The organism is Pseudomonas deceptionensis (assembly GCF_900106095.1).
GTDB lineage: Bacteria > Pseudomonadota > Gammaproteobacteria > Pseudomonadales > Pseudomonadaceae > Aquipseudomonas > Aquipseudomonas deceptionensis.
This window is the reverse complement of sequence record NZ_FNUD01000002.1, coordinates 459,913-480,951: the sequence shown is the minus strand read 5'-3', so window position 1 is coordinate 480,951 and position 21,039 is coordinate 459,913. Positions and strand designations below refer to the sequence as shown.

The 21,039-nt window shown below is 60.5% G+C and carries 18 protein-coding genes; 13 read left to right on the top strand and 5 right to left on the bottom strand.

All coding sequences use genetic code 11. From position 1 onward, the window contains the following. Nucleotides 1–54: 54 nt before the first annotated feature. Both thiC and cytX read left to right on the top strand, forming a co-directional pair. The gene (thiC, locus tag BLW11_RS02045; protein ID WP_048360355.1) at nt 55–1,944 is read left to right on the top strand and encodes a phosphomethylpyrimidine synthase ThiC; all 1,890 of its coding nucleotides are present in this window, start codon (nt 55–57) and stop codon (nt 1,942–1,944) included. 160 nt (nt 1,945–2,104) lie between these two features. Next, complete coding sequence (gene cytX, locus BLW11_RS02040; protein WP_088500153.1) at nt 2,105–3,367, top strand: putative hydroxymethylpyrimidine transporter CytX; 1,263 nt, start codon at nt 2,105–2,107, stop codon at nt 3,365–3,367. 59 nt (nt 3,368–3,426) lie between these two features. On the opposite strand, the gene BLW11_RS02035 is transcribed toward cytX, so the two are convergent. Beyond that, nucleotides 3,427–4,173 (bottom strand): RsiV family protein, encoded by a 747-nt coding sequence (locus BLW11_RS02035; protein ID WP_048360354.1) that lies wholly within the window; start codon nt 4,171–4,173, stop codon nt 3,427–3,429. A gap of 224 nt (nt 4,174–4,397) precedes the next feature. Here BLW11_RS02035 and BLW11_RS02030 point away from each other — a divergent pair, with 224 nt between their 5' ends. From BLW11_RS02030 to BLW11_RS01990, 9 genes are all read left to right on the top strand, one after another. Continuing rightward, complete coding sequence (locus tag BLW11_RS02030; RefSeq protein ID WP_048360633.1) at nt 4,398–5,015, top strand: NUDIX domain-containing protein; 618 nt, start codon at nt 4,398–4,400, stop codon at nt 5,013–5,015. Next, the gene (locus BLW11_RS02025; protein WP_048360353.1) at nt 5,006–5,458 is read left to right on the top strand and encodes a DUF1249 domain-containing protein; all 453 of its coding nucleotides are present in this window, start codon (nt 5,006–5,008) and stop codon (nt 5,456–5,458) included. The genes BLW11_RS02030 and BLW11_RS02025 overlap by 10 nt, the downstream gene beginning before the upstream one ends. Before the next feature lie 33 nt (nt 5,459–5,491). After that, complete coding sequence (gene cpdA, locus BLW11_RS02020; RefSeq protein WP_048360352.1) at nt 5,492–6,307, top strand: 3',5'-cyclic-AMP phosphodiesterase; 816 nt, start codon at nt 5,492–5,494, stop codon at nt 6,305–6,307. 95 nt (nt 6,308–6,402) lie between these two features. Continuing rightward, entirely contained in the window at nt 6,403–7,011 is a 609-nt protein-coding gene (locus BLW11_RS02015) for a YqiA/YcfP family alpha/beta fold hydrolase (RefSeq protein ID WP_048360351.1), read from the top strand. 52 nt (nt 7,012–7,063) lie between these two features. Continuing rightward, nucleotides 7,064–8,968, top strand: coding sequence for a DNA topoisomerase IV subunit B (gene parE, locus BLW11_RS02010; protein ID WP_048360350.1), 1,905 nt, complete (start codon nt 7,064–7,066; stop codon nt 8,966–8,968). Then, complete coding sequence (locus BLW11_RS02005; RefSeq protein WP_048360349.1) at nt 8,968–9,948, top strand: esterase-like activity of phytase family protein; 981 nt, start codon at nt 8,968–8,970, stop codon at nt 9,946–9,948. The genes parE and BLW11_RS02005 overlap by 1 nt, the downstream gene beginning before the upstream one ends. After that, nucleotides 9,945–10,466 carry a retropepsin-like aspartic protease family protein gene (locus BLW11_RS02000; RefSeq protein WP_048360348.1) on the top strand — a complete coding sequence of 174 codons (522 nt, stop codon included), beginning with the start codon at nt 9,945–9,947 and terminating at the stop codon, nt 10,464–10,466. Before BLW11_RS02005 ends, BLW11_RS02000 begins: the two co-directional genes overlap by 4 nt. An 11-nt stretch (nt 10,467–10,477) precedes the next feature. Continuing rightward, on the top strand, nt 10,478–12,742 hold the full coding sequence (gene parC / locus BLW11_RS01995; protein WP_048360347.1) for a DNA topoisomerase IV subunit A: 2,265 nt from the start codon (nt 10,478–10,480) through the stop codon (nt 12,740–12,742). 178 nt (nt 12,743–12,920) lie between these two features. After that, the gene (locus tag BLW11_RS01990; RefSeq protein ID WP_193790184.1) at nt 12,921–13,625 is read left to right on the top strand and encodes a PqiC family protein; all 705 of its coding nucleotides are present in this window, start codon (nt 12,921–12,923) and stop codon (nt 13,623–13,625) included. A 108-nt stretch (nt 13,626–13,733) separates the two neighbouring features. Here the strand turns inward: BLW11_RS01990 and BLW11_RS01985 are convergent, their stop codons facing one another. Continuing rightward, entirely contained in the window at nt 13,734–15,284 is a 1,551-nt protein-coding gene (locus tag BLW11_RS01985; RefSeq protein ID WP_048360345.1) for an AhpA/YtjB family protein, read from the bottom strand. A 132-nt stretch (nt 15,285–15,416) separates the two neighbouring features. Here BLW11_RS01985 and serB point away from each other — a divergent pair, with 132 nt between their 5' ends. After that, complete coding sequence (gene serB / locus BLW11_RS01980) at nt 15,417–16,628, top strand: phosphoserine phosphatase SerB (RefSeq protein ID WP_048360632.1); 1,212 nt, start codon at nt 15,417–15,419, stop codon at nt 16,626–16,628. A gap of 101 nt (nt 16,629–16,729) precedes the next feature. On the opposite strand, the gene asd is transcribed toward serB, so the two are convergent. The 3 genes from asd to BLW11_RS01965 are packed head-to-tail and all read right to left on the bottom strand — an operon-like array spanning nt 16,730 to nt 20,022. Continuing rightward, nucleotides 16,730–17,608 (bottom strand): archaetidylserine decarboxylase, encoded by an 879-nt coding sequence (gene asd / locus BLW11_RS01975; protein WP_048360344.1) that lies wholly within the window; start codon nt 17,606–17,608, stop codon nt 16,730–16,732. Between the two features lie 9 nt (nt 17,609–17,617). Further along, nucleotides 17,618–18,445: a rhodanese-like domain-containing protein gene (locus tag BLW11_RS01970; RefSeq protein ID WP_048360343.1), complete on the bottom strand. Its 828-nt coding sequence runs from the start codon at nt 18,443–18,445 to the stop codon at nt 17,618–17,620. Nucleotides 18,446–18,483: 38 nt separating this feature from the next. After that, nucleotides 18,484–20,022 (bottom strand): HDOD domain-containing protein, encoded by a 1,539-nt coding sequence (locus BLW11_RS01965; RefSeq protein ID WP_048360342.1) that lies wholly within the window; start codon nt 20,020–20,022, stop codon nt 18,484–18,486. A 164-nt stretch (nt 20,023–20,186) separates the two neighbouring features. Between BLW11_RS01965 and motA the strand changes: the two genes are divergently transcribed. After that, complete coding sequence (gene motA, locus BLW11_RS01960; protein ID WP_048360341.1) at nt 20,187–21,038, top strand: flagellar motor stator protein MotA; 852 nt, start codon at nt 20,187–20,189, stop codon at nt 21,036–21,038. Nucleotide 21,039: the final 1 nt, after the last annotated feature.

Here is a 21,039-nt window from a genome sequence, read left to right as displayed (position 1 = left end):
ATTTTTCAGGTTCTCCCTCCGACAATCCGCCTGGATGCAGTCTGGAGAGCCGTGATGAGTACAAAACCAAAAAACGCGATCAACCTCAGTGATTCGGCCAAGGTCGATGAGCAATCGGTCAAGCCGTTTACCCGCTCGCAAAAAGTCTACGTACAGGGTTCGCGCCCGGACATTCTGGTGCCGATGCGTGAAGTCAGCCTGGATGTCACGCCGACCGATTTTGGCGGCGAAGTGAACGCTCCGGTATTGATCTACGACACCTCCGGCCCGTATACCGATCCGTCCGTGCAGATTGACGTGCGCAAAGGCCTGGGCGATGTGCGTTCGGCCTGGATCAATGACCGTGACGACACCGAGCGCTTGCCGGGCCTGAGCTCGAACTTCGGGCAACTGCGCCTGGACGATGCCGAGCTGACCAAACTGCGTTTTGCCCACGTGAAAAACCCGCGTCGGGCCAAGGCCGGGGCCAACGTGACCCAGATGCACTATGCGCGTCAGGGCATCATCACTGCCGAGATGGAATACGTCGCCATCCGCGAAAACATGAAGTTGCAGGAAGCCCGTGCAGCCGGCCTTCTGGACCAGCAACACCCGGGCCACAGCTTCGGTGCCAGCATCCCGAAAGAAATCACCGCCGAATTCGTGCGCGAAGAAATCGCCCGCGGTCGCGCCATCATCCCGGCTAACATCAACCACGTAGAGCTGGAGCCGATGATCATCGGCCGCAACTTTCTGGTGAAGATCAACGGCAACATCGGCAACAGTGCGCTGGGCTCTTCGATTGAAGAAGAAGTGGCCAAGCTGACCTGGGGCATTCGCTGGGGTTCGGACACGGTCATGGACCTGTCCACCGGCAAGCATATCCACGAAACCCGTGAGTGGATCATCCGCAACTCGCCCGTACCGATCGGTACCGTGCCGATTTATCAGGCCCTGGAAAAGGTCAACGGCGCGGCCGAAGACCTGACGTGGGAGCTGTTCCGCGACACGCTGATCGAGCAGGCCGAGCAGGGCGTCGACTACTTCACCATCCACGCGGGTGTGTTGTTGCGCTACGTGCCGCTGACCGCCAAGCGCGTGACCGGGATCGTGTCCCGCGGCGGCTCGATCATGGCCAAGTGGTGCCTGGCGCACCACAAAGAGAACTTCCTCTACACCCACTTCGACGAAATCTGCGAAATCATGAAGGCCTACGACGTCAGCTTTTCGCTGGGCGATGGTCTGCGTCCGGGTTCGATTGCCGACGCCAACGATGCTGCGCAGTTCGGCGAGCTGGAAACCCTCGGCGAGCTGACCAAGATCGCCTGGAAGCATGATGTGCAATGCATGATCGAAGGCCCGGGCCACGTGCCGATGCAGTTGATCAAAGAGAACATGGACAAGCAGCTGGAGTGCTGCGACGAGGCGCCGTTCTACACCCTGGGCCCGCTGACTACCGACATTGCACCGGGTTATGACCACATCACCTCGGGCATCGGAGCGGCGATGATCGGCTGGTTCGGTTGCGCGATGCTCTGCTACGTGACGCCCAAGGAGCACTTGGGGTTGCCGAACAAGGATGACGTCAAGACCGGGATCATCACCTACAAAATCGCGGCCCACGCCGCTGACTTGGCCAAGGGGCATCCGGGTGCGCAAATCCGCGATAACGCGTTGAGCAAGGCACGGTTCGAGTTCCGTTGGGAAGACCAGTTCAACCTTGGCCTGGACCCGGACACCGCCCGCTCGTACCACGACGAAACCTTGCCCAAGGACTCGGCCAAGGTCGCGCATTTCTGCTCCATGTGCGGGCCGAAATTCTGCTCGATGAAGATCACCCAGGAAGTGCGCATCTACGCCGCTAACCAACGCATCGATGCCATCGACGTGGAGGTTGCCAAAGGCCTTGCCGAGCAGGCCGAGCGCTTCAAGCAGGAAGGCAGTCAGCTGTACAAAAAAGTGTGATGTGAAACGCGCCAGCGACCCTGGCGCAAATCTGTAGCCGCTGCCGAAGGCTGCGATAAAGGCCGCAGGACCTTTGCTTTTAAAAAGCGAGCCCTGGGGTCTCGATCGCAGCCTGCGGCAGCGGCTACAGGTTTTTGTATTCCTCCTTGAGAATGACCCATTGAACGCACCCAGTACCTACTCCCCCGACCTCGCTGTCCCCTTGGACAAGCGCGTATTTGGCGGTCGAGATCTGTTTTCCCTGTGGTTCTCCCTCGGCATTGGCCTGATGGTGTTGCAGACCGGCGCCTTGCTTGCGCCGGGGCTGGGCCTTTCAGGTTCGTTGCTGGCGATTTTTCTCGGCACGCTGGTGGGCGTGTCGTTGTTGGCCTCGGTCGGTGTGATTGGCACCGATACCGGCATGTCATCGATGGCCGCGCTCAAGCTCAGCCTCGGCAGCCGGGGGGCCATGCTCCCGGCCATGCTCAATGTGTTGCAACTGATTGGCTGGGGCTCGTTTGAAATCATCGTGATGCGCGATGCCGCCAGCCTGCTCGGCGCCCGCGCGTTCAGCGAAGGCAGCCTGCTGACCAATCCCATGCTGTGGACGTTGCTCTTTGGCGCCCTGGCCACCTTGCTCGCGGTCAGCGGGCCGTTGACCTTTGTGCGCAAGGTGCTGCGCAAGTGGGGCATCTGGTTGCTGTTGGCTGCGTGTATCTGGCTGACCTGGAACCTGTTCGCCAAGGCTGACCTGCCCGCGCTGTGGGCACAAAAAGGCGATGGGTCACTGCCGTTTGCCGTGGGGTTTGACATCGCCATCGCCATGCCGCTGTCGTGGTTGCCCTTGATCGCCGACTATTCGCGTTTCGGTAAACGGGCGAAAAACGTGTTTGGCGGTACGGCACTTGGCTTCTTTATTGGCAACTTCTGGCTGATGAGCCTGGGTGTGGCTTACACCCTGGCGTTCGCGCCGAGCGGTGAAGTCAACGCGTTGCTGCTGGCGCTGGCGGGTGCGGGGCTGGGGATACCGCTGTTGCTGATCTTGCTGGACGAGTCCGAAAACGCCTTCGCGGATATCCACTCGGCGGCGGTGTCTGGCGGTGTCCTGCTGCGCTTGAAGGTCGAGCATCTGGCCTTGGCCATCGGCGTGATTTGCACCCTGATTGCCTGCTTCGCACCGCTGGCGCAGTACCAGAACTTCCTGTTGCTGATTGGCTCGGTGTTCGCGCCGCTGTTCGGCGTGGTGCTGGTGGATCACTTTATAGTGCGCAAGCGCAGTGCTCAGGTGGCGCCCACCCTGTTCCGCTGGCCGACCTTGCTGGCCTGGCTGGGCGGGGTGGTGACCTATCACCTGCTGGCGAATTTTATGCCCGATGTGGGCGCGACGTTGCCGGCGTTATTGCTGGCCGGGGTGTTGCAGTGGGTGTTGGGGCGTAAACGCTAAAAGCCCCTCACCCTGGCCCTCTCCCGCAGGGAGAGGGTTGGGGTGAGGGTCGCTCTGGTTTAGCCCTTAGCCGGTAACCACTCAGGCTTCAAAATACCTTTCAGGCGCGAGTAAGGGATTTTGAGTTCAACATGACCTTCAGAGTACGGCGCAATGCTGTACACGTCATATTTGAGCGCCACGTTGTCCTTGAGCAGCGCGACGTTCGGGGTTTTCTCGAACGGCCAGTTTTTTACGAACTCCGGGTCGCTGCCATAGTGGCTGCTGATCAACCAGTTGTTGTGGGCTACTTTTGCGGCGCCCCAGAAGGCTTGCTCCTGACCCGGCAACAGCATGTCCTGCAAGGTCACTTCTTTGTGCTCCTTGCGTGAGTAGTTGATAAAACCGCGCCCCGGCATGCCGTGTGCGCCGCCTGTATCCAGATAACTGGACAGCTCGACGATCACCAGATCGTCATGCTGCTCGCGTACCTTGGCCTGCAAATAAGTGCTGTTACGGCTGTCGGCGGTGCGCAGGAACTGCTCGCGGTACGCGTTGAGCGATGGCGCCATCGCCTCTTCGGGGGAGTTGACGGTCATTTTCAGCAGGCGATGTTCGATCAGCGCGTCGAGCTTGGGCTCGTCGGCAAAGTGCAGTGTGTCGATATTCACCAGCGGGCACTCCTGACCGGTGCAGCCTGCCTTGACCTGCTCGGAGGCGTCGTTGGTAAATGCCAGCGGCTTGGGTGCCGAGGGTTGAAACATGCTTTGGCAAGCGCCCAGGGTCAGGGCGATACAAGTCATGGAGGCAAACTTTAAAAGCGACATGGTCGTCCTTCATCATCGACAGAAAGTGGTGGATCGTGGCGGTTCGACTGCCAGCACGGGCATCGGTTCGCCACTAAGCTTACATGGAGCCAATTAGAGTTGGTTTGCAGGCGATCCGTCTATCCCCGTGTCATAAAAGAGGCTGCAACCGGAGTGACAGGCGCGTTAGGATGCCCGATGCCGTGGGCCACCCCTCGGTGGAATTCGCCAGCAAGGGGTTTGCAATGACTGACATCACCAAGGCCACGCCAAGCGCCGTCGAGATCGTAAAGCGCGAGAACGGCTATCAGGGTTTTTACAAACTGGACCGCGTGCACCTGCGCCATGAACTCTTTGCCGGTGGCATGAGCCGTGAGATCAGTCGCGAAGTGTTTGTGCGTCATGACGCGGTCTGCGTGCTGCCCTATGACCCGCAACGCGATGAAGTGGTTCTGATCGAGCAGTTTCGGGTCGGGGCGCTGGGCAAGACCGAAACCCCGTGGTTGATCGAGTTGGTGGCCGGGCTGATCGACAAGGCCGAGGTGCCTGAAGAGGTCGCTCACCGTGAAGGTGAAGAAGAGGCCGGGTTAACGTTCTCGTCACTGTGGCCAATCACCCGTTATTTCCCGTCGCCGGGCGGCAGCACCGAGTTTGTTCACCTGTATCTGGGGCGTTGCAGTACTGTGGGTGTGGGTGGCTTGCACGGCCTGGATGAAGAGGCAGAAGATATTCGTGTAACGGTCTGGGCGTATGAAGATGCGCTGCAAGCAGTACGCGATGGACGTATTTCCAATGCAGCGAGCATTATCGCCCTGCAATGGCTGGCGCTTAATCGCGCTGAAGTGAGGGGGTTATGGTCGTAAACGGGGTGCGCGATCGTTATCGAGTCGATCTGATCGGATTGCAGGCTGCCTGCGAGGCCAACTATGCACGCCTGATGCGTTTGTTGCCCGAGATGCGCAAGCAACCCGGCCCGCGCCGCATTGCCGTGACCCAGGGTGACCAGATGCTGGGCGTACTGACCCTTGAGGTGATCCTCGACTGCCCGTACACCAGCACCCTGCGCGTACGTCAGGAGCACAGCCTGCCGTGGTTGCCGGTGCCCGAGTTGCAGGTGCAGGTGTATCACGATGCGCGTATGGCTGAAGTGGTCGCAGCCGAGCATGCCCGGCGTTTTCGCAGCATTTACCCGTACCCCAACACCGCCATGCATCAGCCCGACGAAAAAGCCCAGCTCAATGTGTTTTTGGGCGAATGGCTCAGCCATTGCTTGGCCTGCGGGCATGAATACGCAGAAGTGCGCTAGCCTAGAATTCAAGCTTCCCCGGGAGAGTCCCCCTTGCCGAATGTATCCACGCTGACCACCGAAGACCCGGTGCTGCTGGTGCAGCTGTCTGATAGCCATTTGTTTGCTGATGCAGACGGCTCGCTGCTGGGGCTCAAGACCGCGCAAAGCCTGCAACAAGTGATTGATCGGGTGCGCGCCGAGCAACCGCAGATCGACCTGTTGCTGGCCACCGGGGATTTGACCCAGGACGGCAGCGTCGAGGCCTATCAGCGCTTTCGGGCCCTGAGCAGCCAACTGTCGGCGCCTGCCCGGTGGATCCCCGGCAATCACGATCAAATGCCGCACATGCGCGAAGCCACGGTCCAAAGCCGTCTGCTGGAGCCGGTGGTCGATATCGGCAACTGGCGCATTACGCTGCTCAACTCGGCGGTGCCCCATTCCACGCCCGGTTATCTGGAAGAGGATCAGTTGCAACTGCTGGCTCAATCCTTGAGCGAAGCGCCCGACCGCCATCATCTGGTGTGCCTGCATCACCATCCGGTGTCGGTGGGTTGCCAGTGGCTGGAGCCGATTGGCCTGCGCAATGCCAAGGAATTCTGGGCGGTGCTGGACCGTTATCCACAGGCCCGGGCGGTGCTCTGGGGGCATGTTCATCAGCCGTTTGATCAGCAGCGCAATGGCCTCAGGCTGCTGGCATCGCCTTCTACCTGCATCCAGTTCGCTGTCGGCAGCCCGGACTTCCAGGTCAGCAGCGAAGCGCCAGGGTATCGCTGGTTGCGCCTGCAGCCGGATGGCACGCTACAAACCGGTGTGTCGCGCCTGACTGATTTCACGTTCGAGCCGGATTACAGCGCCAATAATTACTGAAATATCTTGAAGCGAGTCATTGCCCTTGAGTCAGGCTAAACTGCGCGTCTTTATTGATGCTGTGTTCAGCTTAATGTGCCTTCGGGGGTCATCGCATGTCGGGTTCCATCTTGTATATCCACGGGTTCAACAGTGCCCCCGAGTCCAAGAAGGCCACACAGTTGACGTCGGTGATGCAGCGCATGGGGCTTGCCGACCAGCTGCGGGTTCCTGCCTTGCACCATCATCCGCGTGAGGCCATGGCCCAATTGCAGGCTGCAATCAGCGAGCTGGGCCGCCCATTGCTGGTAGGCAGCTCGCTCGGCGGCTACTATGCGACCTGGTTGGCCGAACAACATGGCCTCAATGCCTTGCTGGTCAACCCGGCCGTCAGCCCGCACCGGATGTTCGACGGTTATCTGGGCACGCAGACCAACCACTACAGCGGCCAGACCTGGGAATTGACCCACGATCACGTTCAAGCCCTGGCCGAACTCGAAGTGGCAGCACCCCAAGACCCTCAGCGGTATCAGGTGTGGTTGCAAACTGGCGATGAAACCCTGGACTACCGCTACGCTGAAAAGTACTACGCGGCGTGTACATTGCGTATTCAAGCGGGCGGTGATCACAGTTATCAAGGTTTTGCCCAGCAACTGCCTGACCTGCTGAAATTTGCCGGGATTGGCACCGAACAGTTTCAAACCATCGACTTTGCGGCCCTCTAAGGCGCCCGTCGAATGGCCCTTATTTTTCATTTACGACTAACGACGAGACCCTATGGCCACTCCCAGCGCTAGCTCTTATAACGCCGACGCCATCGAAGTCCTCTCGGGCCTCGACCCGGTGCGCAAACGCCCCGGCATGTACACCGACACCAGCCGGCCCAACCACCTGGCCCAGGAAGTCATCGACAACAGCGTCGACGAAGCCCTGGCCGGTCACGCCAAGTCGGTGCAAGTCATCCTGCACGCCGACCACTCGCTGGAAGTCAGCGATGACGGGCGCGGCATGCCGGTGGACATTCACCCCGAAGAGGGCGTGCCGGGTGTCGAGCTGATCCTCACCAAGCTCCACGCGGGCGGCAAGTTTTCGAACAAGAACTACCAGTTCTCCGGCGGCCTCCACGGCGTAGGTATTTCGGTAGTCAACGCGCTCTCGACGCTGGTACGGGTCAAGGTCAAACGCGACGGCAATGAGTACCAGATGACTTTCGCCGATGGCTACAAAGCCACCGATCTGGAAATCATCGGTACGGTCGGCAAGCGCAACACCGGCACCAGCGTGTATTTCGCGCCGGACCCCAAGTACTTCGACTCGCCAAAATTCTCGGTCAGCCGCCTCAAGCACGTACTCAAGGCCAAGGCCGTACTGTGCCCGGGGCTGCTGGTCAGCTTTGAAGACAAAAATACCGGCGAAAAAATCGAGTGGCACTACGAAGACGGCCTGCGCTCGTACCTGGTCGATGCGGTCAGCGAGTTTGAACGCCTGCCGGACGAGCCCTTCTGCGGCAGCCTGGCCGGTAACAAGGAGGCCATAGACTGGGCCTTGCTGTGGCTGCCCGAGGGCGGCGACAGTGTTCAGGAAAGCTACGTCAACCTGATCCCAACGGCTCAGGGCGGTACCCACGTGAACGGTCTGCGCCAGGGCCTGCTCGATGCGATGCGCGAGTTCTGCGAATTCCGCAGCCTGCTGCCGCGCGGCGTGAAGCTGGCGCCCGAAGACGTGTGGGAACGCATTGCGTTCGTGCTGTCGATGAAAATGCAGGAGCCACAGTTCTCGGGCCAGACCAAAGAGCGTCTGTCCTCCCGTGAAGCGGCTGCGTTCGTCTCGGGCGTGATCAAGGACTCCTTCAGCCTGTGGCTCAATGCCAACCCTGAGCTGGGCATGCAACTGGCTGAACTGGCGATCAACAACGCAGGGCGACGCCTCAAGGCCAGCAAAAAGGTTGAACGCAAGCGCATCACCCAGGGCCCGGCATTGCCCGGCAAACTGGCCGACTGTGCCGGGCAGGACCCGATGCGCTCCGAACTGTTCCTGGTGGAAGGTGATTCCGCCGGCGGCTCGGCCAAGCAGGCGCGGGACAAGGAGTTCCAGGCGATCCTGCCGTTGCGCGGCAAGATCCTCAATACCTGGGAAGTCGACGGCAGCGAAGTGCTGGCCAGTCAGGAAGTGCACAACATCGCCGTGGCCATCGGTGTCGATCCGGGCGCAGCCGATATCAGCCAGCTGCGCTACGGCAAGATCTGCATCCTCGCCGACGCCGACTCTGACGGTCTGCACATCGCCACCTTGCTCTGCGCCTTGTTCGTGCAGCATTTCCGCCCGCTGGTGGATGCCGGTCACGTGTACGTGGCCATGCCGCCGCTGTACCGGATCGATCTGGGCAAAGAGATTTTCTACGCCCTGGACGAAGCCGAGCGTGACGGGATCATTGACCGGCTGGTGGCCGAGAAGAAGCGCGGCAAGCCGCAGGTCACACGATTCAAGGGGCTGGGTGAGATGAACCCGCCACAGTTGCGTGAAACCACGATGGACCCAAACACCCGTCGTCTGGTGCAGCTGACGCTTGAAGACTATGCCGCCACCTCGGAAATGATGGACATGCTGCTGGCCAAAAAACGCGCCGGCGACCGCAAGTCATGGCTTGAATCCAAAGGCAACCTGGCGCAGGTGCTGACCTGATGCGCAGTGCCTTGATGGGGTTGCTGTGGCTGGGCGCGACACCGGTAATGGCCAATGTATGGCCAGAGCTTGCGTTGCAGTCAGAGCACCCCGTGGAAGGCATGCGCGGCGGTAACCTGTCCGGGTTGGCGCTGTGTCAGGGCGAGATGTGGGCGGTGTCCGATCGTGATGACGATCAGATTTACCGCCTTGTTCAGCGCACTGACCAGTGGCAGGTCGAAGCCCTGAGCATCGATGTTCCTCCAGCGCCTGAAAGCGGCTTGCCGTGGGGCGTGCGCATGATGGGTAAAGCCATCAGCCCGTTGCGTGGCGGTGATCTGGATTTCGAAGGCATCACCTGCGATGACGCGGGTAACCGGTATGTGGTCAGTGAGGCCCATGCGGCGGTGCTGCAAATTCCACATATGGGTGCGCCGGCGTGGCTGAAAATCGATCCGGCACTGGTCCGTCAGGCACGTGCCAGCGGCATGTTGCTGCACTTCAATGCGCTGTTTGAAGGCATCGCCGTCAACCCGCAGGGCAACCAGATCTGGCTGGCAGCAGAGCGTGAACGTCGCGGCTTGCTGACCATCCGCAAAAAACAGAGCGTGTGGGACTGCGAAAGCGGTTGCGTGCTGATGAGTGAAGGCGGGCTTGAGCAACCGCCGCCCCAGCTCAAGGTCAAGGCACAGCAAAAGGACTTCGCCGATCTGACCCTGTTCGAGGGCAAGCTGTTTACCCTTGAGCGCATGGCCTATCGTATTTGCCGTCGTACCCCGGACACCGGTGAAATCGAGCGCTGCTGGTCATTTGCCAGCGATGCCTTGACCGATGCACGGCGCTACAACACCGGCTATGGCAATGCCGAGGCGTTGAGCCTGGACGCAAAAGGGGCGTGGATCGGTATCGATAATGGCAACCATGCGCGTGCCGATGGCGAAAAACGCCCCGTCGTCTTGCGCTTTACTGCCCCGCAAGGTGGCTGGAGCGCCAAATCATGAGCCAGGCAGCGCCGGGCAAAGGTGTGGGCCGCGTCTTCATGATCGTGGCCTGGTGTGCCGGTTTGTACCTGGCCGCCCAGTTTTTTGGGCGTTGGGAAGAGCGTCAGGCAAACCCCAACAGTGAAATCACCTCGCAACAGGGCGAGGGTTATATCGAAGTCAAACTGCTTGGTAACGCGCAGGGCCACTTTGTTGCCAGCGGCCGTATCAACAACGTGCCGGTGGAATTTTTACTCGATACCGGCGCCACCGATGTGGCGGTGCCGATGGAACTGGCCAGGCAACTGGCATTGCCCAAAGGGCTGACGGTGACACTCAACACCGCCAATGGCCGCACTCAGGGCTATCAGACCCGCATCGACCGCCTGCAACTGGGGGCCATTGTGTTGCGCGACGTGCGTGCAGTGGCCGCTCCAGGGCTTGAAGGCGAGCAAGTACTGCTGGGCATGAGTGCGCTGAACAAACTTGAATTTACCCAGCGCGGCGGCACCATGCTGCTGCGCCAGACAACGAACTGAATGAGGTCCGCATGAGCGACTCCCTTGATCTCAGCCTGGACGGCGTAGAACGCCGGTCATTGGCCGACTTCACCGAACAGGCCTACCTCAACTACTCCATGTACGTAATCATGGACCGGGCCTTGCCGCATATCGGCGACGGCCTCAAGCCCGTGCAGCGGCGCATTATTTACGCCATGAGCGAGTTGGGGCTGGACGCTGACTCCAAGCACAAGAAATCGGCGCGTACCGTCGGTGACGTACTCGGTAAGTTCCACCCCCACGGCGACTCGGCGTGCTACGAAGCGATGGTGCTGATGGCCCAGCCGTTCAGCTATCGCTACACCCTGGTCGACGGTCAGGGCAACTGGGGTGCGCCGGACGATCCCAAGTCGTTCGCGGCCATGCGTTACACCGAAGCACGCCTGTCGCGTTACTCCGAAGTGCTGCTCAGCGAGCTGGGCCAGGGCACGGCGGACTGGGTACCGAACTTTGACGGCACCCTCGACGAACCTGCGGTATTGCCGGCACGTTTGCCGAATATCCTGCTCAATGGCACCACCGGCATCGCCGTGGGCATGGCCACTGACGTACCGCCACACAACCTGCGTGAGGTCGCCAGCGCGTGCGTGCGCTTGCTCGATGAGCCCAAGGCCACGGTTGAACAGCTGTGCGAGCACATCCAGGGCCCGGACTACCCGACTGAAGCTGAAATCATCACCCCGCGTGCCGACCTGCTGAAGATCTATCAGACGGGCCGTGGCTCGGTGCGCATGCGTGCCGTGTATCACATCGAAGACGGCGACATCGTGGTCACCGCGTTGCCGCATCAGGTGTCGGGCGCCAAAGTACTGGAGCAGATCGCTGCCCTGATGCAGGCCAAGCCGACCAAGCTGGCGATGGTCACCGACCTGCGCGACGAATCGGATCACGAGAACCCGTGCCGCATCGTGATCATCCCGCGCAACAACAAGGTCGATCTCGACGAACTGATGCAGCACCTGTTCGCCGTGACCGAGCTTGAGTCCACCTTCCGGGTCAACATCAATATCATCGGTCTGGACGGCAAGCCCCAGCTGAAAAACCTGCGCGCCCTGCTGGTGGAATGGCTGGAGTTCCGGGTCAATGTCGTACGCCGTCGCTTGCAGTTCCGCCTCGATAAAGTCGAGCGTCGCCTGCACCTGTTGGACGGTTTGCTCACCGCGTACCTGAACCTCGATGAAGTGATTCACATCATCCGTACCGAGGAACACCCCAAGGCCGAGCTGATTGCGCGCTTTGCCCTGAGCGAAATCCAGGCTGACTACATCCTCGACACGCGCCTGCGCCAATTGGCCCGCCTTGAAGAGATGAAGCTGCGCACCGAGCAGGATGCGTTGCGTAAAGAACAAGCCAAGCTGCAAACCCTGCTGGGCAGCGAAACCAAGCTGAAAAAGCTGGTGCGTACCGAGTTGCTGGCCGACGCCGAAACCTATGGCGACGATCGTCGCTCGCCAATTGTGTCCCGTACTGAAGCCAAGGCTCTGTCGGAAAACGAGCTGGTACCCACTGAGCCTGTAACCGTTGTTCTGTCTGAAAAAGGCTGGGTGCGTTGCGGCAAGGGGCACGATCTGGACGCGACCGGTTTGTCCTATAAAGCGGGGGACGGTTATAAAACCGCTGCTGCGGGGCGTTCCAACCAGTTTGCAGTCTTTATTGACTCCACCGGGCGCAGCTACTCGGTGGCGGCCCACACCTTGCCGTCGGCCCGTGGCCAGGGTGAGCCGCTGACCGGGCGATTGACCCCGCCGCCGGGTGCGACCTTCGAATGCGTGCTGTTGCCTGAGGACGATGCGTTGTACGTTATCGCCTCCGATGCCGGTTACGGTTTCGTGGTCAAGGGTGAAGACCTGCAAGCCAAGAACAAGGCCGGTAAAGCGCTGCTCAGCCTGCCCAAGGGTGCCTTGGTTATGCAGCCTCGGCCGGTATCGAATCGCGAGGCCAACTGGTTGGCAGCCGTGACCACCGAGGGTCGCCTGCTGATTTTCAAGGTCAGCGACCTGCCGCAACTGGGTAAAGGCAAGGGCAACAAGATCATCGGTATTCCCGGAGATCGAGTGGCCAGCCGCGAAGAATATGTGACCGATCTGGCTGTTCTGCCTGACAACGCCACGCTGGTGTTGCAAGCAGGCAAACGCACCCTGTCGCTCAAGGCTGACGACCTGGAACACTACAAAGGTGAGCGTGGGCGCCGGGGCAACAAACTGCCGCGTGGCTTCCAGCGAGTGGATGCCTTGTTGGTAGAAACGCCTAATTAATGTCGTTTAACGTGCCCGATCTGCGTTTTACCGCGTAGATCGGCGCGACAGCGCTGGAGTCAGGTCCAATATTCGCGGATGATATGCCGCGTTTGCTGCACCGCTTATGGCGAAGTGCCTGCAAGCCTTTCGAGAATCACACTGCGGCTCGCCCATTGGTAGCCACCTGGATGGAATGATGAACGTTCTACGCCTTCCTTTAATTGCGTTGCTGACTGGTGTGCTGGGTCTGGCGGGGTGCACTACGCACCAGCCGGCGGCCTTGTACCAACTGGACAGCGGCACCCCCGGCCAGCCCGCGCAAAGCGCCGGCATGGCGGTGGTACTGGGCCCGATCAGCGTGGCCGATTACCTGCAACGAGAAACCCTGCTGCAACGTCAGGCTGATGGCAGCCTGAGCGCCGCCACCGATGGTCGATGGGCAGGCAGCCTGTCCTCGGACATCGATCAATTGCTGGTACGCCAACTGGCGTGGCGTCTGGACAGCCAGCGGGTTGTCCTGGCACCGGCCACTGCGGGTTTCAGCCCGGATGTGCAGGTGCTGTTGTCGATCACTCGCCTGGACTCCGGCAAGAACCAGCCAGCGGTGCTGGACGCGCAATGGCGCCTGATCGATCGTCGTGGTCAAGTGCGTGACAACCGCATTGTTCACCTCGAACAGCCTCATGCGGGCAGCACTGCGGACCAGGTCAAGGCTCAAGGCAAGTTGCTGCAACAGCTAAGCGAGCAATTGGCGGTGGCCCTCAAGCCGCTGGCCAACCAGCCGCCGGTGGTTGAGCCGCGCAAGCCGTCTACCAAGGCCGAGACCAGGCAGGACGCGGACAAGCCGAAGATCCCGATGGCTTCACCGATCCGCACGGACATGGAAGTGTTTCGCTTCTAGACCGGATGCCATAAACAAAAAAATCCCGCACATGTGCGGGATTTTTTTTGGGCCAGATCAAGAGCCCCTGACGCTGTGCCTCTCCCGGAGGGAGAAGGGGTTTTAGCGTTACCCCTGATTCTCATGCATCCGCGCCAGCTGGCGCTCAAGCATGGACGGGTAGGGCTCCATCAGGCGCTCGACACAGCAGGCGCCTTCGGGGCTGGCAATCGGGCGGATACGGGCGCGCTGACGGATCAGCGGGTCGTCGCTGATCTTGCGCTCCACCAGCAGCAGGTTGCGGCTGTGTTGCGACAGGGCCAGGGCGTCCTGTGCGGTTTCGGTCAGCAGCAAATCAATCTGGCTCATGCCGTTCAGACCTTCGCCCAGCACCAGGCCCAGTTGCAATTGCAGGGTGATGCCGCTGTCAGCGACTTCGATCTGCAAGGCGTGGCCCAAGGCCCGCAGCAGCTCGCCACAGCAAATGGCGTTGGTCAGGTAGTCGTCGCCGCTGTCTTCGCTGTGGAACAGCATCAGCGTGCTGCCATCGTTGAGCGTGTGCAGCTCGCTCTGGTACAGCGAAGCGGCCTGGTTCAGGCAATCGCGATAGCGTTCAAGCAGTTCCATAAGGCGAGCGCGGGGCAAGCGACGCAGCTGTTCTTGCGCGCCCAGTTGCACTGCCAGTACGGCGCTGGGTTGTGGCGCAGCATGCGCGGCCGGTTTTGGCTTGGCCAGCGCAACCGGAGCAGCACTCGGGGTGTTGGTGTCGCGCAGGTCGGCGAACGGGTCTTCGTCGTCGTTCTCGTCTTCTTCGGAGCTGATCAACTGCCGAGGCGCGGCTTTGGGGGCGGGCGCAGCCGGGGTTTCATCGAAGGTCGGGTCGCTCAGGTTGCGCACTTCGAAGGTCGGTTCGTTGTCTTCGGCTTCTTCGTAGTCGCTGTCGTCGTATTCTTCTTCAGGTTCTGGCTCGGGTTCCGGCTCGGGTGCCGGTGGGGCCAGGCGGGCGTGAAGCTGGCGCGCCAGATCACCGATTTCATCCTGGCGATTGATCGCCGGGGTGTAAGGGTCCGGTTCGCGCAGCCAGACGCGCAGTTGCAGCAGGGGCGTGGTGATGTGGCGGCCCAGACGCAAGCTCAAGGCCAAAGCCAAAGCCAGCAAAATGGCGCTCAAAATGCCCATGCTCTGCAGGCTGATGGTCATCGGCTGTTCAAACTGGTTCATGTCCAGGCTGATGCGCAGATGCCCGGCCGTCACGTCCTGAAAAGTGATCTTGGTTTGATACACGCCCTGGGTTTCGCCCAACAGTCCGTTTTTTGGACGTTGCCCGGCTTCGGCGAGGATGCGGTTATCGACGCTATAGATGGCGGCATGGGCCACCAGCGGATTTTTGGTCAGGTTGTTGAGCAGCACGTTGAGGCTGAGGATGTCGTTGGACACCAGCAGCTCGGTCGCCGAAGTGGCGGTTTGCGTGGTCAGGCTCTGACCCAGGGCATCGGCCTGTTCGTGCATGGCCTGTTTGAATTGCAGACCCATCACCACGGCATAAATGACCAGCGCCAAGGCGACCAGAATCACGTTATGGCTGGCAATGCGCAGAGCAAGCGGAACGCGGCGATCGCGCAGGGCCCGGAAGATCAGCAGGAAGAAGTTATCGGTTTTTACAGGCGATGGCCGGTTCACTGAGCGCGGCTCTTAGTCCGTTAAGTTGGTGCGCAGTATAGCGAGCAGCCTAGGGGCGGCAAAGCCTTGACGATGCCCGATGGTCACTGAATGTGGGTAGAATGCGGTTTTTTTAGCGAATGGGGGTGTGCCTTGCGCGAAATCGTCCTGATAAACATCACCGGTGAAGACCGTCCGGGTCTCACTGCGGCCATTACCGGCGTACTGGCCAGCAATGGTGTGAATATTCTCGACATCGGTCAGGCCGCCATCCATGGCGTTTTGTCGTTGGGTTTTCTGGTGGAAATTCCACAGGCAGAACAGGTTTCGGCCGTTCTCAAAGACCTGCAGCCACTGATCGCCCAGGAAGGTCTGCAACTGCGTTTCGATCCGATCAGCGAAGAGCGCTACCAGAACTGGGTGAATGAGCAGAGCCAGACCCGCCATGTGGTGACTCTGATGAGCCGTCAGGTGACTGCCCACGAATTGCAGCGTGTGACTTCGGTCATCAGCCAGCACGGATTGAACATCGAGCAGACAGATCGTCTGTCCGGCCGTGTGCCGCTGGACGCCCCGACTCAGTTGAGCAAAAGCTGCATCGAACTGCGTGTGTGCGGTGAGCCTGCGGATATTGAGGCGCTACGTGCCGATTTCTTCAACCTGGCCCAAGAGCTGGGTGTGGATATCGCGCTTCAGGAAGACACCCTGTTCCGTCGCAATCGCCGTCTGGCGGTGTTCGACATGGACTCGACCCTGATCGAGGCCGAAGTGATCGACGAGTTGGCCAAGGCTGCGGGTGTGGGTGATCAGGTGGCTGCAATCACCGAGCGCGCCATGGCCGGTGAGCTGGACTTCAAGGCCAGTTTCAAGGAACGCATGGCTCTGCTCAAAGGTCTGGATGTGGGCGTGCTGGATGCCATCGGTGCCTCGCTGCGCCTGACCGAAGGCGCCGAAGTGCTGTTCGCTGAACTCAAGCGGCTGGGCTACAAGACCGCCATCCTGTCGGGCGGCTTCACGTACTTTGCCAAGCAGGTGCAAGCGAAGCTGGGCATCGACTATGTATTCGCCAACGAGCTGGAAGTGGTGGACGGCAAGGTGACTGGCGTTGCGGTTGAGCCGATTGTTGACGCACAGCGCAAGGCGGACTTGCTGCGTGAACTGGCACAGAAGGAAGGTTTGAGCCTGGAGCAGACCATTGCGGTCGGTGATGGTGCCAACGACTTGCCGATGCTGGCGATTGCCGGGCTGGGTGTGGCGTTCCGTGCCAAGCCGCTGGTTAAAAAGTCGGCCAAACATGCCATTTCGACGTTGGGCCTGGATGGCGTGCTGTACCTGCTGGGCCAGCGTGACCGCAAGGCCCTGTAAATAAACGGTGGGAGCGAGCCTGCTCGCGATGGCATCACCTCAACCCGTCATGTGTACCGGGTTGATTGCATCGCGAGCAGGCTCGCTCCCACACGTACTTTTTACTCTGGTGCTTGTTCGGCGTGAGCCGGTGCACCAATGCCTTGACCCATCATCACCGGCGTTCCTGCCGTCAGGCTTTCAGCCCACTTCACTTGATCGGCACCGAACAGCACGATTGCAGTCGACCCCAGTTTGAAGCGACCCAACTCGGCACCTTTTTCCAGATGGATCGGCGCACGTGCGGCTTCGTCGTAACGGAAGGTTTTCAGCTCGCGCTTCGGCGGCGTCACCAGACCGGCAAACACAGTCTCAATCGACGCCACGATCATGGCACCTACCAATACCACGGCCATCGGGCCGCGCTCGGTATCAAAAATGCACACGGCACGCTCGTTGCGCGCAAACAGCTCCGGCACGTTTTCGGCGGTGGTCTGGTTGACCGAGAACAGGCGGCCCGGTACGTAGATCATCTCGCGCAGGGTGCCAGCCAGCGGCATGTGCACACGGTGATAATCCTTCGGCGACAGGTAGATGGTGGCGAATTCGCCGCCCATGAATTGCGCTGCCACGTCAGGATCGCCACCCACCAGCTCCAGCACGCTGTAGCTGTGGCCTTTGGCCTGGAGCACGCGACCGTGCTCAATCGGGCCCAACTGGCTGACTGCGCCATCGGCAGGGCTCAGCACCGCGCCCGGGGTTTGATCCAGCGGGCGGGCGCCGTCTTTCAGTGCGCGGGTGAAGAAGGCGTTGAAGTGCTCGTAGGCGGTAACGTCTTCAACCAGTGCCTGGGACATGTCCACTTGATAACGCTTGGCGAACCAGGTGGTGAACGCATTCTTGAACCAGCGCACGCGGCACTCGGCAATGCAGCCGGCCAGGCGTGACAGCAGGTGATGCGGCAACAGGTACTGACTGAGGAGGAACAAACGCTTTTTCATTCAAGGTCCTTAATTTTTTACAGGCAGCTCGACAGGCGTATCGGGGTGGTTGCCCCATTCGCCCCAAGAGCCGGCGTAGCCTTTGACGCGCGGATAACCGAGCGCTTTGGCAACGAGATAAGTAAAGCCAGAACGATGGTGGGTCTGGCAGTGGGTAATCACTTCTTTGTCTGGTGTGATGCCCAGATCCTTGAGGATCTGGGCCATGTCGGTGCGGATGCGCAGGCTGCGAGTTTTATCCATGCCGGCGGTCCATTCAAAATTCTTCGCGCCGGGGATATGCCCGCCCTTGGCCGCCAGCACTTTCTCGCCTGTGTACTCGGCCTCGCTACGCGCATCCCAGATCGCGAGATCGGCAGCACCCAAACGGCTTTGCAGGTACTCGCGGGTGGCGGTGGGCTCGTCGTGCAAGGTCAGCGCGACCGGGCCACCGGCCGCAGGGGGTACTTCCTGGCTCAGGTCATAGCCTTCGCCTATCCAGGCGTGAATGCCGCCGTCCAGATAGTGGCAGGCCTTGTGCCCGATCACATCCAGCAGCCAGATAAACCGCCCGGCCCAGCCGCCGCCTTCGTCGTCATACACCACGTAGACCGCATCGGGGTTGTGCCCCAGCTCACCGAACAGCTCCTGGAGCGAAGCCTGGGACGGCAGCAGTCCGGGTGCCGGCGGCAGGCCCAGTTGTGTGCGTTTCGGGTCGACGAAACGTGCGCCCGGAATATGCCCGGCTTCGTAGCGCGCAACGCTGGTCAAGTCGACCAGGATCAGTTCAGGGGCGTTGAGCCGGGCGAACAGGTCGCTGGGCTCAATCACTAATGGCAAGCCAGAGAAGCCAAGCATGTGAAGCCTCCAGAGCAAAAAGGGGGGAATTGTAGCGATTAGCGCCCGCGAGTACTAAAGCTATTGAGGGCTTTCTCGATGCATTGCGCAGTTTTGCCGAATGCCTGCACGCTGGTTTCCGAAAATGGCCCGCCGCCCTGGTCCGCCAGTATCAGCATGACCACGCGGCCATTGTTGCTCAGCGAGCGTAGCAGCAGATGCTCGCCAGGGAACAGGCTGCGCAGGCTGTGGGGCAAAACTGCGGATATGACGGTGTTGTTTTCGGGTGTCAGGCGCACTTGTGCCGGTTGCGTCATCAGGCGTTGCAACGCGGTGCTTTCGGCGACGTCGACGCTCAGGTCGAAGGCGGTCTTCGCCAGCCCTGCTATCTGGTTCACGCTCAGGGTGGTCGAGGTTTTATCGGCCATCAGCAGCATCACCCGGCGCATGCCGCACGCCAGCAATGCCTCGCGGGCGCAGGTGGTCAGGTGCATCGGGTTGGTGAACGCACTCGGTTGCGCCAGCAGTTGCCCGCAGTGTTTGCGCCACAGTGCCAGCGCCTGTGCCGAGGGCGGTGGTGCGACCAGCGAACTGCTGTGGGTGCGGCGCATGTCCCACGGCCAGATCAACGACTCGGCCGGGTGCCAGAGGTCCGGCATCGAATGGTAGCGCCCGCTGCTCACGGCCTGTTGGTGCACCTGCTGCTGCACTTCATCCAGCGGCAATTGCAGGTACAGGCTGGTGATGTACTGCCAGCGCAGATTGTGGGGTGTGTCCCAGGCCTGCTGGGCCGACAGCGCCAGGCCGTTGGCCAGCAACACGCTGTTGGCCGGTTGATTGAGCCAGCGGCGCAGTGCCGGGTCAGCGTCAAGAAGCTGTTGCTGGCGCAGCGGATGATCGGTGTCACGGGCGATGTGCAACACCCTGACCAGGGTGCGGCGTTCGTCAGTGAGCACCGTGTAACCCTGCATCACCCACGCAGGCAGGCGCCACAGTTCGGCCAGGGTGCGACAGATATCGAACAGCGGCACACCGAACAGCGCGAGCTCGACCTTGTTGGCGCACTCGCCCTGTACAACGACGCGGCGTTCCCACGCTTCAAGCAGTTGCGGATGGGTGAGGGCCAGAGCCCAGAGGGGCGAAAGGAACAGCAAGCTGCTCCAGTAAATTTCTTGCCAGAGCCGCGCCAGGCGGTTGCCGAACAGGCCAATGGCTTGTTGGGCCGCGTGCTGGCTGATGAGCTGAATTTGCCGGTATGCCAGCGGGATGTCTTCCATCGCCAGGGCGGGTACGCGTTCGAGCAACCCTTGCGTGCGGGCAAGGCCCAGGCGGTTAATGGCCAGCTCAAGGCTTTCGGCAGGCTCGCTCAAGCTGCTCTGGACTTGCTGGTTGGCTTCGCGAATCAGCCGCAGCGCCAGCGCCGGGCTGTCCTGCATGACCTCGGCAATCTCGCGCAATGAGCGGCGACTGTCGCTGATCGTTTTGCTTACCCGCGCGTGGCTTTGTTGCGGGATCGGCAGATCCACAGCGTCCAGGAGTTTGACCCAGGCATCCAGGGTGGTGGGCGTTGATGTCGGTGCGCTGGCTTCGTTGGTCATGATGGGAACGCGGTCATCATCGATTGTTTACACGCCCGTAATGGGTCGAATGGCTTTTCGGCTTTACCGGCTATAGTCTGGCGCAGATTCGCCGATAAGGAGAAGAAGAGTTTTAGCGCCGCTGGAATTGACCCTGAACCCGACTCAATAAGTACCTTTTATCTATGGCTAAAATTATCGGCATCATCGTCGTGTTCGCGAGCGTGCTCGGCGGGTACGTGCTTTCACACGGAAAAATCGGGGCGCTGATTCAGCCGTTCGAGGTTTTGATCATCGGCGGTGCGGCCTTTGGCGCGTTCCTGCAGGCCAACCCCGGTTACATGACCATGCACGTGATCAAAAAATCACTCGGCATGTTCGGCTCGCGGTTCTCCCACGCTTTCTACCTGGAAGTGCTGGGCCTGGTTTACGAGATTCTCAATAAAAGTCGCCGCGAAGGCATGATGGCCATCGAAGGCGATATTGAAGATGCGGCCGCGAGTCCGATCTTCGCCAAGTACCCGACCGTCCTTAAAGATGAGCGCATGACGGCGTTTATCTGCGATTACCTGCGCATCATGTCGTCGGGCAACATGGCCCCCCACGAGCTTGAAGGGCTGTTCGACATGGAGCTGCTCAGCCTCAAGGAAGAGCTGGAGCATCCCTCCCACGCCGTGAACGGTATTGCCGACGGCATGCCCGGCTTCGGTATTGTGGCGGCGGTACTGGGTATTGTGGTGACCATGGCCTCGCTGGGTGAAGGCGATCAGGCGGCCATCGGCATGCACGTCGGCGCCGCATTGGTGGGCACCTTCTTCGGTATTTTGGCGGCCTATGGTTTCTTCGGCCCGTTGGCGACGTCCCTGGCCCACGATGCCAAGGAAGAGATCAATGTGTACGAATCAATCAAGGCCTCGTTGGTGGCCTCGGCTTCAGGGATGCCGCCGTCGCTGGCGGTCGAGTTTGGTCGCAAAGTCTTGTACCCCAAGCATCGGCCAAGTTTTTCCGAGCTGGAACAAGTGGTTCGCGGTCGCTGAT